This is a genomic window from Akkermansia muciniphila (genome assembly GCF_040616545.1).
GTDB lineage: Bacteria > Verrucomicrobiota > Verrucomicrobiia > Verrucomicrobiales > Akkermansiaceae > Akkermansia > Akkermansia muciniphila_E.
Map to the genome: position 1 here is coordinate 543,539 of NZ_CP156688.1, position 14,318 is coordinate 557,856.

A 14,318-nucleotide genomic window follows, 5' to 3' on the forward strand; every position below is an offset into this window, starting at 1 on the left:
AGGAGCAAAAGTCCTCCGTATGCTAAACGGGCGCCAGTCCCGGATCAAGCCGAATTCCCCGTATGTCGAAGTTAGAAGTTACTAACCCCTTCCGCCCCCTTTGCGCGAAACCCTTTCAACTTGACAGCCAGCCCCCCGTATGAAAGAAAGAATGAGTTTTCCCCGTATTTGGCAACACACGTTTTTTTCTGCATGAACAAGCTTACCTCCCTCTTCCTTGGAACAATTCTCTCCTCTTCCATGCTGCCCGGATGGGCCGCGGACCCTCCCAAGCCCTACGGAGCGGTGCCCACTCCCGCACAGGTCAACTGGCAGCGCATGGAATTCTACGGCTTCATCCACTTTGGCCTGAACACCTTCACGGGCAGGGAATGGGGATATGGGGACGAAAATCCGAAAATCTTCAACCCGACGGACTTCAATGCCTCCGACATCGTCTCCACCTTCAAGAAAGGCGGCATGAAGGGGATGATTTATACGGCCAAGCACCATGACGGCTTCTGCGCATGGCCCACCAAGTCCACGGACCACAACATCACCAAGAGCCCGTGGAAAAACGGCAAGGGGGACGTGGTCAAGGAATTCGCCCAGGCCTGCAAGAAGAACGGCATCAAATTCGGCACTTACCTCAGCCCGTGGGACCGCAACAATGCGGACTACGGCAAGGAAGGCTACCTGGACGTTTACTACAAGCAGATCCGCGAACTGCTGACCAATTACGGCCCCGTCTTTGAAATCTGGTTTGACGGAGCCAACGGGGGGGACGGCTACTATGGCGGAGCCAGGGAAAAGCGCAACATCGGCGATGCGGAAAAGTACTACAACTTTGAAAAAATCGTGGAAATGATCCGCAAAATCCAGCCCAATTGCATCATCTGGGGCGCGGGCCACTACGGCGACGCCCGCTGGGGGGGATCTGAAAAAGGCCACGTCAACTATCCCCACTGGAGCACGGTGGGACTGAACGGCGGAGGCGGAGGCACCGGCAGGCGCGGCGGAGAACGCTGGGTGCCGGCGGAAGGGGATACCACCATCAACCATTCCGGCTGGTTCTGGCACCAGGGACAGGCGTCCCGCGTCAAATCCCCGGAAGAGCTCATGCAGGTGTGGTTTGACTCCGTAGGCCGCGGAGCCAACCTCATCCTGAACGTGGCGGCGGACAAGACCGGCAAGCTGGACCCCGCGGACGTCAAATCCCTGATGGAATTCAAGGAACTGCGCGACAAGCTGTATGCCAGGGACTACGCCCTGGGCGCCACTGTCACGGCCAGCCAGACGCGCGGCAATGACAAGAAATTCGCCCCCTCCAACATGACGGACGGCAACATGGAGACCTACTGGGCCGTGGAGGACGACAACCTGACGCCCACCGCCTTCATTACCCTGCCCAAGCCCGCCACCTTTGACGTTATCCGCCTCCGCGAACAAATCCGCCTGGGCCAGCGTGTAGACTCCTTCAACATTGACGCCTTCATCAACGGCAAATGGGTCTGCATCGACAATGAAGGGAAAACCATCGGCAACCAGGTCATGCGCCGCTTGAACCGCCCCATCACCACCCAGAAGCTGCGCCTGCGCATCACGGGAAGCCAGGCGACGCCCTGCATCTCTGAATTCTCCCTCTTCCGCCAGCCGGCAGGCGCGGTGCGGCCCTCCATCTTCCGCCGCGGAGACAACCTCATCATCCTGGCGGACGGCAAGAACAAGATCCTGTACACGACGGACGGCAGCGAACCCAAGGCAGGTTCCCCCGTCTACAGCCAGGGCGCCAAATTCGAGGAAAGCGGCACCGTCAAGGCACGCTGCCAATTCTCCAACGGCAAGCTGGGTCCCGTCAGCCAGGCCAAGTTCGGCATCAGCAAAACCGGTTGGAAGGTGAAAAACGCCACCTCCGGCAACGCCGCGGCGGCCATTGACGACAACCCGGAAACCTCCTGGTTCGCCAAAGCGGAAACGCCTCAATCCTTTGTTGTGGACATGGGCAGGCCCTACCAGGTCTCCAGCTTCTCCTACCTGCCCAGGCAGGACGGAAAAACGTCCGGAATGACGGACAAGTACCAGTTTGAAGTGAGCCCGGACGGAAAAACCTGGACAAAGGCGGCGGAAGGGGAATTCTCCAACCTCCGCGCCAATCCCATTGAACAATCCGTCAACCTCAAGAACGTCAACGAACCCGTGCGCTATTTCCGCTTCACCGGCACCAATTCTCTGGACGGCAACAGCGCTTCCGCCGCGGAAATCAACGTCTTCGGCGCTCCGGCAGGCAAATAAAATCCAGCCTCTTTTCCGCATCAAGGCGTTCCGGTTTTTCAAGGCCGGAACGCCTTTTTCATGATCCTGCCTGTTACGGGCCGTAACCCTGCATTGCCCATGCATGGGAGAAGGGAGAAACCATGCCGCCCTTACCGTCCGGATAAAGGGCATGGGAAAATGAACCGGACAACCGGAACGGAACAGTTAATTCCTCCTGCGCCGCATCAGCAGGCAGGCAATGCCAAACGCCCCCAGCATGGCCGAAGAAGGTTCCGGTACGGGTTCCGCCTTCAAGTTGTTGGCCAGACGAAGTTTTTTGGGTTCAAGGAATGGAGCCTCAAGGGCATCTCCCGTGATCAGGGATTCCAGGGAAAGTTCCTTCTCCCCGGAATCAACGATGGCGTCATTCTCATCCTGTTCCGGATCAGCGGAAGGACCGGCCCCCGGATTTTTATCCGGAACAGAGGGCTTGCCCTTGTCATCTGACGGTTTGGAACTGACTCCCGGCACCTCAGGCTTGACATGGTCTGCGGCAAATCCACCCGCTATTCTGGGAGGGCCGCCGTAAAAACCGCCACCGCCGCCACGGGATACCAGTGATCCGGACAGGGGGCCGTACACGGCCTCACGGACCATGACCTCCTCGCTATGGGGCATATAGGACTTGCCGTAGGAAAACATGGCCGCTATTTCCCGTTCCAGCTTCCAGGAAACATCCTCATTCAGAATCCCCCTGGCCTTCACCTGCACGGGCAAAGCCATTCCCACCCCCTGAAGCGGTTTTCCGTCTACCACGGAGAAGGCTTGCACCACATCCCCGCGGGAAGAAACAAAACGGTAAAGGATGTAATAACCGGAGGGAAAGGCGGGGGAAGAAACGGTCAGGGCTCCGCCGTCATTAACCGCCTTCACCATCTCGCGGGAAAGGGGGAGCACGGCATCCATTTTAATAACCGCCTCATCACCCGGAACCGGGGTTCCGGGACTTGAACCGGGAGGCACGGCGGCGTACACCAGCGGCGCGGTCAATGATAACAGGGCAATGGCAATCTTGGTCATGATAAGTGTATTGAAACCGCCGCGGTTCCGTATTGCACAACAGATGACCCATAAATGACACTGGCCCCGGAAGGAAGACCCGGCCCCCAGCTCCGCCGGGAAAGCGCGTCCGGAAAAACAAAAAACGCGCCAATCAGCCTCCCGTTAAATCACAAGGTAGAACTCCAACAATATTTTCCCTCCGGGAAACCGCTGCGTATACACTTTTTTTCTCCTTTTTCCCCTCCCGGCCCTCTCTGTCATACCGCGATTTCCGGCCGTGGGAAGCGGGCCAGTTTCCAAATAAAATTCCATTAAAAAGGGCGCACCCCGGAGGATGCGCCCTGTGCAAATCATGCTGGTGGAAAAACTTATTCCTGGCCGCTGAAATCAGGCGTAAGAATCAGGAACTGGTCGCTGACGTCCTTGCCCCTTCTCTTGGGGATGAAGGTGTCCTGGAGGTTGTCGTTGTCGTCCAGTTCCAGGGTCTTGGCGCTCTGGGCGGTCGTGAAGATCAGAACCTTGCCGCGGAAGCTTTCCGGGTCAAAGCGAACGGCGTTGCCGGCCACGACAGTGCCGCCGTCTTCACCGGGAAGCACGGAAGTAACCATTAGGGGGTATTCACCCACGGAGCTGCCGATGCCCACCTTCTTGTTGTTGTCACCCTTGCGCATGACGTAGGAAATGCCCACTTCACCGGGGGTCAGGGCCTTGCCGTCATAGATTTCACCGTCGGGGGTGACGGTGGAACCGCCGGAAGGAGTCTGCACCTTGGCGTAGAAGTTGCTTTCGGAAACGGATTCGTTGCCCAGAAGCTGGCGGAAGTAGTCATTGGAGGTGTCTCCCTGGAGAGCGCCCAGGCCTGTCATGTAGTTGTGCTGCGCCACCACGCGGTCTGCGGTGATGTCATCCGGGAAGTTGCCCAGCTTGCTGTTGGACTTGAACTCGTTCATCGCCACGCCCACGTTCTTCATGTTGGTCAGGGCCTGCATCTGGTCGCCCTTGTTGATCTGGTTCAGAATCGGACCATACGCCACGGAAGCCAGCAGGGCGATAATGGCGATAACAACCAAAAGTTCGATCAGGGTGAACCCCCTGCGTAACTGGCGTGTTGCAAAAGATACTTTCATTGTTGGATATGATGGAATGTTTACAGTTTAAGAAAACCGTACGTGGTTATCTATGTTCGTCTCTACTATTAACGTGATTTCCCAGTCAGGACAAGCATATTCTCATAAAAATGTTGGGCCTGGAAAGGCGCCGGACTTCCTCCGCGCGCCCCGTTTTCCGGGGGGCGGAAAAATCCCGCGCCATGGGAAATCCATGCCTACCTGCCGCTGCCGAAAAAGGCGCTCAGGTCCTCCAGCGCTCCGGCTTCCGGCTTGTCCGCCTCGGCAATGACCTGGCGCTGAAGCTCCGCAATCTCGTCCAGGCCCTTGCGGCCCAGTTCCAGCATCCGGTTCATCTGGTCCGCCGTAAACACGGCCTCCTCCCCGGAACCCTGCACTTCCACAAACTCTCCGTGATCCGTCATCACCAGGTTCATGTCCACCTCCGCGTCCTTGTCCTCCACATAGCAGAGGTCCAGCAGGGCCTCCCCGTCCAGCATGCCCACGGAAACGGCGGAAACCAGCCTCTTCAGGGGGGATTCCGCCAGCTTCCCGGCGGCCATCAGCTTGTTCACGGCAATGGCCAGGGCCACGGAAGCCCCGGTGATGGAAGCGGTTCGGGTGCCGCCGTCAGCCTGCAGCACATCGCAGTCCACCCAGATCGTGCGCTGGCCGATCTTGCCCAGATCCACGGCGGCCCTCAGGGAGCGGCCGATCAGGCGCTGAATCTCGCTGGAACGCCCGTCCAGCTTCCCTGCCGTAATATCACGGCGCTTGCGGTCAAGCGTGGAATAGGGAAGCATGGAATACTCCGCCGTCAACCACCCGCCCTCCACGCGCTGAACCTTCATCCAGCGGGGCACATCCTCCTCAATCGTAACGGCGCAAATCACCTTGGTGCGGCCGAAGGTCACCAGCACGGAGGCCGTGGCGTTCGGGGCAATGCCCGTTTCAAAGCTGATCGGGCGCAACTGGTCCACAAGTCGTTTATCCTGACGTTCCATGCGCGGAATCATGACGGATGCGGGCGGTTTTTTCAAATGGAAAGTGGAATTCCCGCGCCAAACCGCTAATATCCCCTCCATGAAACTCCCCAGCACCCGCGTGGCCGTCATTGACGTGGTGGCCCTTTCCCGCCAGATGATGGAACACATGCCCAGGCTCACTGCGTGGGCGGAGGGGCGGCGCGTTTCCTCCTTCCCCCCCGCCTTCCCGGCCCTTACCTGCACGGCGCAGAGCACCTACGTAACGGGGCTTTCCCCGCGGGAGCACGCCATTCCCGCCAACGGATGGTACAACCGGAACATGAGTGAAATCCAGTTCTGGAAGCAGTCCAACAAGCTGGTGCAGGGACCGCGCCTCTGGGAAAAACTACGGGAACGGTACGGCCCCGGCTTCACCTGCGCCAAGCTCTTCTGGTGGTACAACATGTACTCCACGGCAGACTGGACCATCACGCCGCGTCCCATGTACCCGGCGGACGGCCGCAAGGTCTTCGATATCTACACCCAGCCCATGGAACTCCGGGAAACCATTAAAAAGGACCTGGGGGAATTCCCCTTCCCCACCTTCTGGGGGCCGATGGCGGGCATCCAGTCCTCCCGCTGGATAGCGGACTCCGCCCGGTGGGTGGAACGGAAGCACCGCCCCCACCTCAGCCTCATCTACCTGCCCTATTTGGACTATGACCTTCAGAAATTCGGTCCCTCCTCCATGCAGGCGGCACGGGCGGCGGAGGCCATGGACGGCCTCCTGTGCGACCTGATCGGCTTTCTGGAACAGGAGGGCGTCACCCCCGTTATCCTCAGTGAATACGGGATTTCCGACGTCTCCCGCAGCATTGCCCTCAACCGCCTCTTCCGGGAACGGGGCTGGATCACCGTGAAACCGGAAATGGGTACGGAAATGCTGGACTGCGGCGCCTCCCGCGCCTTTGCCGTGGCGGACCACCAGACGGCCCTGGTTTACATCAACGATCCCTCCGTGAAGGAGGAGGCAAGGGCCCTGCTCTCCGCCGTCCCGGGCGTGGAGGAAATCCGGGAAACGGACTTCTCCGGGCTGAATCCCGCGGCGCAGGAACGCCTGCCGGACTTCACCGCCATCGCGGCGCCGGACGCATGGTTCACCTACTACTACTGGCAGGATGACGCCAAGGCGCCGGACTTCGCCCGCTGCGTGGACATCCACCGCAAACCGGGCTATGACCCCGCGGAAATGTTTTTTGACCCCGCCCTCTCCTTCCCCATGCTTCATGCCGCCGCCTTCCTGCTGAAAAAAAAGCTGGGCTTCCGCGCCCTGATGAAAGTCATTCCGCTCAACGGAGACCTGGTAAAAGGCTCCCACGGACGGGACAAGGTGCCCGCACACCAGCAACCCGTATTCATCGGCCCTGCTTCCCTGCCGGAAATCCGTTCCGCGCAGGATGTGCATGAGGCCATTCTCTCCGCCTTCGCGGAGGATTGACGGCAAAAGAGCAGCCGGTCAGCGGGAGGCCCGTCCCTGGCCATCTTCCAGTTCCGGGAAAATCTCTCCCCGCGGCAGGCAGGCCCGCAGTCAAGCCTCCGGAACTCCGTCCATCCGTAAAACAGCCTCAGCGCAGGCGTTCCAGAAGGGCGTCAATATCCATGAAATCCTGCCCATGGATCAGCTCTCCGAGAATGGGCGCATCGGAAAACTCCTCCACCATGCTCCTGTTCGTCACGCAGGCGGTATCCCACTCATCCTTCACGTTATTGAACACAATGCCCAGGCATTCCAGGCCGCGCGCCTTGATCGCATTCAGCGTCAGCAGGGCATGGTTGATGGCCCCCAGCTTGTTGCCGATCACCAGCAGGACGGGCAGCTTGTAATCCGCCGCCAGGTCGCTGAAATTACGTCCGGGGCCGATGGGGACTTCCCAGCCGCCTACCCCTTCCACCAGCACGCACTCATGAGCCGTGGCCAGGGCCTCATAGCCGCGGCGGATGGCGTCCTCATCCACCGCCGTATTCTCCAGCCGTGCGGCCACATAAGGGCACGTGGCGTTCTTCAGGAAAACGGGATTCAGCTGGTCCAGCGTCAGGCCTTCCGGTCCGGCTTCACGCAAAAGGCGCGCATCCTGCCTGTCTCCGCAGGCCACAGGCTTGAACCCTGCGGCATTAATTCCCGCTTCTCTCAGGGCCTTGACAATCAGGCAGCTCACGTAAGTCTTGCCTACTTCCGTATCCGTTCCGGTAACAATGAAATTCCTCATATCAATATTCAATTTCAGGGATGGGACCTTCTGATCTCCTCAAGCTGCCCCCGTGTGGACACGCCGTCGGGAGTGGTCACCCAGTGATTGATAAAAGACCAGATGATCACGGCCAGCACCAGGCAGAACAGCTTGGCCGGCCAGTTAAGCAATAGCAGTTTTTTCATTGGAAGAAGAAATATTCAGCAGTTCTTCAAGGCGTCCCTTCAACTGTTCCGGCGTCAGGTTGCGTTCCAGCTTGCCGCCCACGGCCAGGGCGATGGCTCCCGTTTCCTCGGACACCACCACCACCACGCAGTCGCTCTCCTCGGACATGCCTACGCCCGCCCGGTGGCGCAGCCCCAGGGTGCGGTCGCTCATCTCCTTCTGGGAGACCGGGAACACGCAGGCGGCGGCGGAAATGCGGTCGCCGGAAATCACCACGCCCCCGTCGTGCAGGGCCGTCTTGGTATGGAAAATCGTCAGGGCCAGTTCAGGAGAAAAAATGGCGTCCAGCTTCACGCCGGAATCTTCAATGGGCTTCATGCTGATGCTCCGCTCAAAGGCGAACAGGGCGCCGAACCGCTGGTTGGAAAGCTTGCTCACCGCCTTGCAGAAATTGTCCAGGAAATCCACCCGCTGGAGCTTGGCGAAGGAGGAGAAAAACGGATGGCTGCCCAGCTTCGCCAGCCCCACGCGCAGCTCCGGCTGGAAAATCACCACCAGCGCCAGCGCCAGGCCAGGGGCGAAAATGCGCGTCAGTATCCATGAAATCACGTTCAACTGGAAGAAAAAGGCCAGCACCACCAGGGCCAGGAAGCAGGCGAACAGCCCCACCATGATGCGCGCGCCGCGCGTCGCGTGGAAAGCGCGGTAAATCTGGTACAGGAATACCCACAGGATGAAAATTTCAACGATCGCCCGGAGCGCATCCTTGATCATAATCCAGTCCCACATGCGCAACAAGCTACACAACAACCCGCATGATTGCAATACCGATCCTCTCCCGCAAACAATCACGGGGGATGCGGCGCAGGACGTTTGGGAAAAAATACCGGCGTTTGGGAAAGCAAAGACGGAAAGGGCCGCACGGCGCAGGTACCTTCAGGTTGCAAGCCCTACGGAAGCAAAAACTGGAGCATTCCTGGGCTTAACACGGAGGACCCGAAAATCCGCAAGATAAACAGAGTAGGAAAAACAAAAAAACATATTCATGAGCAATATTTTGACAACAGCTAAAATAGGATTTGAATTCACCTTTGAATGTGATCCTCGGAATCCCCAGCTCTGGAGCTATGGCAATTGGACCCAGTCCATTAAGAACGAAGAAGCTATCACACACGAGCTGAAGGGCAGATACATGACCTTCGTAGACGGACTCGTGGGACGTCTAGGCTTACAGAATGAAGGAACTGAAAAAAACGGCAAATTCGGCGAACCCATTTATCAGTTGAACTTTATGGATGAATCCGCTCCCTTCTGGATAACCACCAGCCTTGACCCCGGAGTCATTGAAATACAGACGCAGCCTGTAACCTTTCCGGAAATTACCGGTCCTCTGAGTAATAATTTTGACTCCTTATTCACTGCATTGACGGATCTCGGTTTCCGGGCCGGTGACGGAGGCGGCCATATCAATGTGGATTACGAAACGGGATTTAACAACAACTTTCCGCTGGCCGTCAATACATTGATCGCAACTGAAGAAAGGTACCGCGAGCTGCACGACGGCAACAGCCGGTATGCTCCTTTAATAGATTCCGGGAATGACAAAAAGGATCCATTTCTTTCAAGTAACAGGATACAAGCCACAGCGACGCCCAATAAACCATGGGAGGCAACGGCAAAGAAAGACAACATGGAAGACCGTTTCCCCTCCTGGTTTTCACATGTCGGCAGCAGCGTTAGGACTCCCCAGCAATTCAGGGAGAAACACGCTGCATGGTTATTTCAACATCCTACCTGGACACAGTTCCAGCATGACGTCAGCAAACAATTCGGCCCTTACTTGGACAGTATTGACTGCGCCCTGCATTATCAGGCAATCAACATCGAACATCTATTCGAAGCGGATGAAAACGTCCGGAGGATGGAATTCAGGTTCTTTAAGTCCCAAAAAGACATGCATGACATTGAGGAGGGAATTCGTTTGATTGATGAACTGGTGGCCGCGGCTGAGCGAAAACTCCGGTCATAAGCTGGCCCATCGTTCCAGGCCCGTTGAAGAAGCGTCCTTTCCTGTTCATGGACAGACGCAAAACCAAATAGAACCCGGCCGGGCGCATTGAAGTTGTCACCACAGGGGAGAATGCTATAAAGGGAGCATGAAGCTCCGGGTTTATCTCTCTCTATTTTCCGCCCTGGCCATTCTCACCATCTCCACGGGTTGCATCATTTCCCACTGCACCACCCCCGCGGACGGCGGCGCTCCCGCCGCTGCCGTCCGCCCGGGGCTGGAGCAGGAGCTGAAAAAGGACGTCCGCTACCTGTCCAAAGACTGCCACCCGCGCCCGGCGGGGTATGAAAAGAACCAGGCCAGGGCGGTCCAATACATCGCCCGGTCCCTGGCGGGCTCGGGAGCCACGGTCACGTACCAGCCTTTCACGGCGGACAAACGCACCTTCGTCAACGTCAGCGCCGTTTTCCCCGGTAAATCCGCCAAAAGAATCATCGTAGGCGCGCATTACGACACCTGCGGAGACACGCCCGGAGCGGATGACAACGCCAGCGGCGTGGCCGGCCTGCTGGCCCTGGGGCGCATGCTCAAGGGCGTCTCCCCCCACTGCACCATTGAGCTTATCGCGTATGCCAATGAGGAACCACCCTACTTCGGCACGGAACAGATGGGCAGCGCACAGCACGCCCGGAAACTCTATACGGAGCAGATAGGGGTGAAAGCCATGATCTGCCTGGAAATGATCGGCTACTTCTCGGACAAGGAAAACAGCCAGTCCTACCCCGCCGCGGGCATGGGCGCCCTGTATCCGGACAAGGGGGACTTCATCGCCATCGTCGGCAACTGGGACAGCGTCAGGCTGGCGCGTACCATCCAGAAAAACATGCAGGCCTTCCTTCCCACCGTCCGCCTGAACCTGCCGGAAATCAAGGGCATGTGCATGGACTTCTCCGACCACCGCAACTTCTGGGCCAAAGACCTGCCCGCCGTCATGATTACGGACACCTCCTTCTTCCGGAACCCGAACTACCACCAGCCCGGAGACCTGCCGGAAACGCTGGACTACGCCTGCATGGCGCAGGTGGTCCGGGGCGTGCACCAAGCCGTGCTGCATCTGGCGCAAGACGGCAAATAAAACGGAGAGATAAAAAACTCCCCGGAACGGACAGCCTCAAACGGCGTTTCCGTCCATGATCGTGATGATGCGGTCTCCCCGGCGGGCCAGGTGCTCGTCATGCGTCACGATCACCAGCGTCTTGCGGGACTCGTCCGCCAGGCCGAACAACAGGTCCAGCACCTCCGCGCCGTTCTTCCGGTCCAGATTGCCGGTAGGTTCATCCGCAAAAATAATCGGGGCGTCATTCGCCAGCGCGCGGGCGATTGCCACGCGCTGCTGCTCCCCGCCGCTCAGCTCGCTGGGCAGATGGTTCAGGCGGTGGGAGAGGCCCACGCGCTCCATCAGCTCCGTCACGTATTCCACGCGCGGCCTCCTGCCAATGGAGGAGGCCAGGCAAGCGTTTTCCAGCGCCGTCAGCTCCGGCATCAGCAGGTAATTCTGGAAAATGAACCCCATGTTCCGGTTCCGGAACACGGACCGCGCCGTGGCGGACAAGGCGTAAATATCCGTGCCGTCAATCGTCACGGTCCCCTGCTGGGGCGTTTCCAGCCCGGCCAGCGTGTACATCAGCGTGGTCTTTCCGGCTCCGCTGGGGCCGCACAGGAACACCTTTTCCCCGGCGGCGATGTGCAGGTCCACCCCGTGCAGAATTTCAATGGACTTCTTGCCGATGGAATAGCTGCGGTGGAGGTTGGCGGCGGTAATCACGGGCGCAGTATAAGGGAATCCGTACGGGATTAAAGTTCTATGTTGTCAATAAGACGCACGTCGCCGAAATAGACGGCTGCGGCCATCAGGGCCGGATTCCGGTTCTCCGCCAGCGGCTGCATGGTCTCCGCATCCACAATCTCCAGATAATCGATGCGCGTGCCGGGCACCGCCTCAATCATGGCGGCGGCATGCTCCTTCACCGCTTGCACATCCGTTCCGGCGCGGAACTCCTCCCGGGCCTGAAGCATGGCCTTCCGTATCACCACGGCCTGTTCCTTCTGCTCCGGCGTCAGCCGGGCGTTCCGGGAGGAATAGGCCAGGCCGTTCCCGTGCCTCACGATCTCCGCCCCGTGGATGTGCACCGGAAAATCCAGGTCACGCACCATGCGGCGGATAATCGCCAGCTGCTGGTAATCCTTTTTGCCGAAAATGGCATCCGTAGGCTGCACCAGGTTGAACAGCTTGGCAAGCACCGTACAGACGCCGGAAAAATGCCCGGGACGGGAGGCTCCGCACAGGGTGGCGGATAAACAGCCCTCCTCCACGGTGATGCTGCGCTCCCCGGCATACATCTCCTCGGGAGCGGGGGAAAACACGTAATCCACGCCCGCGCCCTCGCACACTTCCAAATCCTTTTCAGGGGTGCGGGGATAGGTCTGGAGGTCGGAGGAATTATTGAACTGGATGGGGTTGACGAAAATGCTGGCCACCACCACGCCGTCTTCTCCCGCCAGCTTGCGGGCCTGTTCCAGCAGGGCGCGGTGCCCGTCGTGGAGGGCTCCCATCGTGGGAACCAGAACCACATGGTCATGCTTGCGGTGGTGCTTCAGCAGGGCGCCCTTTAACTGGGCCTTGGTGGAAAATGTTTGCATGCGCTTAAAGTGGCCCCATGATGACAAAAGTTCAATCCTGAAATATACCTAGAAGATTGACGCATGTTTTTCCGCATGTAAACTGGCAAAGTCAGAAGACGCTAAAAATTATGAGATTCTTCAAAACAGCATTATGTGTATCCGCTGCAATGGCATTGAGCGCCACTGCCAACGCCGAGCTGAAAGTAGCAACGGTGGACGTGCAGAAACTCTTTGCCGATTACTATAAAACCCATGAAGCCCAAGCTGAAGTGGACAAGGCCGCCCAGACCGTGCAGGAAACCAACAACACCCGCGCGGAAACCATCAAGAAGATGGAAGCGGACTTCAATGACATGGTCAAGAAGCTTCAGGACCCCATGCTGAATGAAAAGGACAAAAAGGAACTGGAACAGAAAGCCCAGATCAAGCGTCAGGAAGTCATTGCGCTGGAACAGGAACGCCGCGGCTTCGTGGAACGCCAGCTCAAATCCCTCCAGGAACAGATGAAGGTGCGCTCCACCAAGATCATGGGTGAAATCACCAAGATCACGGAAGGCATCGCCACCAAGGGAAATTATGACCTTGTTCTGGACAAGAGCGCCCAGGCCCTCCGTTCCAACCAGGTCTTCGTCTACACGAAGCCCAGCATGGACATCACCCCCACCGTGATGAAGGAACTCAACAAGGACGCCCCCAAGGGCTTTGACCCCACCAAGAAAAAGACCCCGGCCGTTCCTGCCGCTCCCGCGGCCCCGGCCAACTAACCCTTGACATTACCCCCGGGAAGGCGGAATCATACTCCCATGAAGCTTACACTTGAAGCCGTGGCCGCCCTTACCGGGGGAAAAATCCTTTCAGGCGACCCCGAACTGGCTGTGTTCGGGGTCGCTTCCCTTCTCGACGCCACCCGTGAGGAAGCCTCCTTCCTCGGCAATGAGAAATACTTCCAGGACTTTCTGCACACCTCCGCAGGAATCGTCCTGGTGCCGCCGGGTCTGCCCGCCTACCCGGAAAACACCGCCTTTGTGGAAGTGGACAACCCTTCCATGGCGTTCAACGCCCTGGTGAAATACTTCATGGCCTCCGCCTACCGGTTCGCCCCCGGCATTCATCCCACGGCCATCATTGACCCCTCCGCCAGCTTCAACCCGGATAAAATCCATGTGGGGGCTTATACCTGCATCGGCGCGCACTGCGTGATCGGGGACGGTACGGACATCGGCAACGGCTGCGACATCGGGGACGGCGTCACGATGGGGGAAAACTGCCGCCTGTACGCCCGTGTCACCGTCCGTGAACGCTGCAAGCTCGGCAGCCGTGTGACCATCCAGCCCGGAGCCGTCATCGGGTCCGACGGATTCGGCTTCCTGATGGGGGACAATGGCCGCTACGTGGGCATTGACCAGGTGGGCATCGTGGAACTGGGGGATGACGTGGACGTAGGCGCCAACACCACCATTGACCGCGCCAGGTTTGGCCGCACCATCGTGGGGGAAGGCACCAAGATTGACAACCTGATCCAGCTCGGCCACAACGTCGTCGTCGGTAAACACTGCGTCATTGCCGCCCAAACAGGCATCGCGGGCAGCACCAAGGTTGGCGACTATGCCACCATCGCCGCACAGGTCGGCATCTCCGGCCACCTTAAAATCGGTTCAAAATCCATCATGGGCGCAAAAACGGGAGTCATCGCGGACATTCCGGAAAACGTCACCTACTGGGGCTTCCCGGCATCCCCGTTCAGGGACGCCAGCCGGCAATACGCCTGCCTCAGAAAGCTTCCGGCACTGATCAAGGAATTCAATGCCCTCAAGAAGGGCCTGGAAAACCCGGGCAAGTAACGGACCTG

The 14,318-nt window shown here is 58.6% G+C and carries 14 protein-coding genes; 6 read left to right on the top strand and 8 right to left on the bottom strand.

What is annotated here, in order from left to right:
• The first annotated feature begins 192 nt into the window (after positions 1–192).
• On the top strand, positions 193–2,271 hold the full coding sequence (locus ABGM91_RS02220; RefSeq protein WP_354833353.1) for an alpha-L-fucosidase: 2,079 nt from the start codon (positions 193–195) through the stop codon (positions 2,269–2,271).
• Positions 2,272–2,457: 186 nt separating this feature from the next.
• Here ABGM91_RS02220 and ABGM91_RS02225 read toward each other — a convergent pair whose 3' ends face one another.
• The 3 genes from ABGM91_RS02225 to rph form a co-directional block, all read right to left on the bottom strand.
• The gene (locus ABGM91_RS02225; RefSeq protein ID WP_354833355.1) at positions 2,458–3,312 is read right to left on the bottom strand and encodes a PEP-CTERM sorting domain-containing protein; all 855 of its coding nucleotides are present in this window, start codon (positions 3,310–3,312) and stop codon (positions 2,458–2,460) included.
• 350 nt (positions 3,313–3,662) lie between these two features.
• Positions 3,663–4,421, bottom strand: coding sequence for a type II secretion system protein (locus tag ABGM91_RS02230; protein ID WP_215427151.1), 759 nt, complete (start codon positions 4,419–4,421; stop codon positions 3,663–3,665).
• A 197-nt stretch (positions 4,422–4,618) separates the two neighbouring features.
• Entirely contained in the window at positions 4,619–5,404 is a 786-nt protein-coding gene (gene rph, locus ABGM91_RS02235) for a ribonuclease PH (protein WP_290565017.1), read from the bottom strand.
• A 79-nt stretch (positions 5,405–5,483) separates the two neighbouring features.
• Here rph and ABGM91_RS02240 point away from each other — a divergent pair, with 79 nt between their 5' ends.
• Positions 5,484–6,863, top strand: a complete 1,380-nt coding sequence (locus tag ABGM91_RS02240) for a nucleotide pyrophosphatase/phosphodiesterase family protein (protein WP_354833357.1) — start codon at positions 5,484–5,486, stop codon at positions 6,861–6,863.
• A gap of 127 nt (positions 6,864–6,990) precedes the next feature.
• On the opposite strand, the gene bioD is transcribed toward ABGM91_RS02240, so the two are convergent.
• The 3 genes from bioD to cdaA are packed head-to-tail and all read right to left on the bottom strand — an operon-like array spanning position 6,991 to position 8,568.
• Positions 6,991–7,632 (bottom strand): dethiobiotin synthase, encoded by a 642-nt coding sequence (gene bioD / locus ABGM91_RS02245; RefSeq protein WP_354833359.1) that lies wholly within the window; start codon positions 7,630–7,632, stop codon positions 6,991–6,993.
• Between the two features lie 14 nt (positions 7,633–7,646).
• A complete protein-coding gene (locus ABGM91_RS02250; RefSeq protein WP_180972273.1) occupies positions 7,647–7,799 on the bottom strand; it encodes a hypothetical protein in 153 nt (50 codons plus the stop codon).
• On the bottom strand, positions 7,777–8,568 hold the full coding sequence (gene cdaA / locus ABGM91_RS02255; protein ID WP_257996465.1) for a diadenylate cyclase CdaA: 792 nt from the start codon (positions 8,566–8,568) through the stop codon (positions 7,777–7,779). Before cdaA ends, ABGM91_RS02250 begins: the two co-directional genes overlap by 23 nt.
• 256 nt (positions 8,569–8,824) lie before the next feature.
• On the opposite strand from cdaA, the gene ABGM91_RS02260 reads away from it, so the two are divergent.
• Together ABGM91_RS02260 and ABGM91_RS02265 are read left to right on the top strand one after the other, a co-directional pair.
• Entirely contained in the window at positions 8,825–9,808 is a 984-nt protein-coding gene (locus ABGM91_RS02260; protein ID WP_354833362.1) for a hypothetical protein, read from the top strand.
• Positions 9,809–9,935: 127 nt separating this feature from the next.
• Positions 9,936–10,922 (top strand): M28 family peptidase, encoded by a 987-nt coding sequence (locus tag ABGM91_RS02265; protein ID WP_354833364.1) that lies wholly within the window; start codon positions 9,936–9,938, stop codon positions 10,920–10,922.
• Positions 10,923–10,958: 36 nt separating this feature from the next.
• On the opposite strand, the gene ABGM91_RS02270 is transcribed toward ABGM91_RS02265, so the two are convergent.
• Both ABGM91_RS02270 and panC read right to left on the bottom strand, forming a co-directional pair.
• Positions 10,959–11,612, bottom strand: coding sequence for an ABC transporter ATP-binding protein (locus ABGM91_RS02270; protein WP_102725557.1), 654 nt, complete (start codon positions 11,610–11,612; stop codon positions 10,959–10,961).
• A 29-nt stretch (positions 11,613–11,641) separates the two neighbouring features.
• Entirely contained in the window at positions 11,642–12,487 is an 846-nt protein-coding gene (gene panC, locus ABGM91_RS02275) for a pantoate--beta-alanine ligase (RefSeq protein WP_290565022.1), read from the bottom strand.
• A 149-nt stretch (positions 12,488–12,636) separates the two neighbouring features.
• On the opposite strand from panC, the gene ABGM91_RS02280 reads away from it, so the two are divergent.
• Positions 12,637–13,233: an OmpH family outer membrane protein gene (locus ABGM91_RS02280; RefSeq protein WP_215427167.1), complete on the top strand. Its 597-nt coding sequence runs from the start codon at positions 12,637–12,639 to the stop codon at positions 13,231–13,233.
• A 39-nt stretch (positions 13,234–13,272) separates the two neighbouring features.
• On the top strand, positions 13,273–14,310 hold the full coding sequence (gene lpxD, locus ABGM91_RS02285) for a UDP-3-O-(3-hydroxymyristoyl)glucosamine N-acyltransferase (RefSeq protein ID WP_354833367.1): 1,038 nt from the start codon (positions 13,273–13,275) through the stop codon (positions 14,308–14,310).
• Positions 14,311–14,318: the final 8 nt, after the last annotated feature.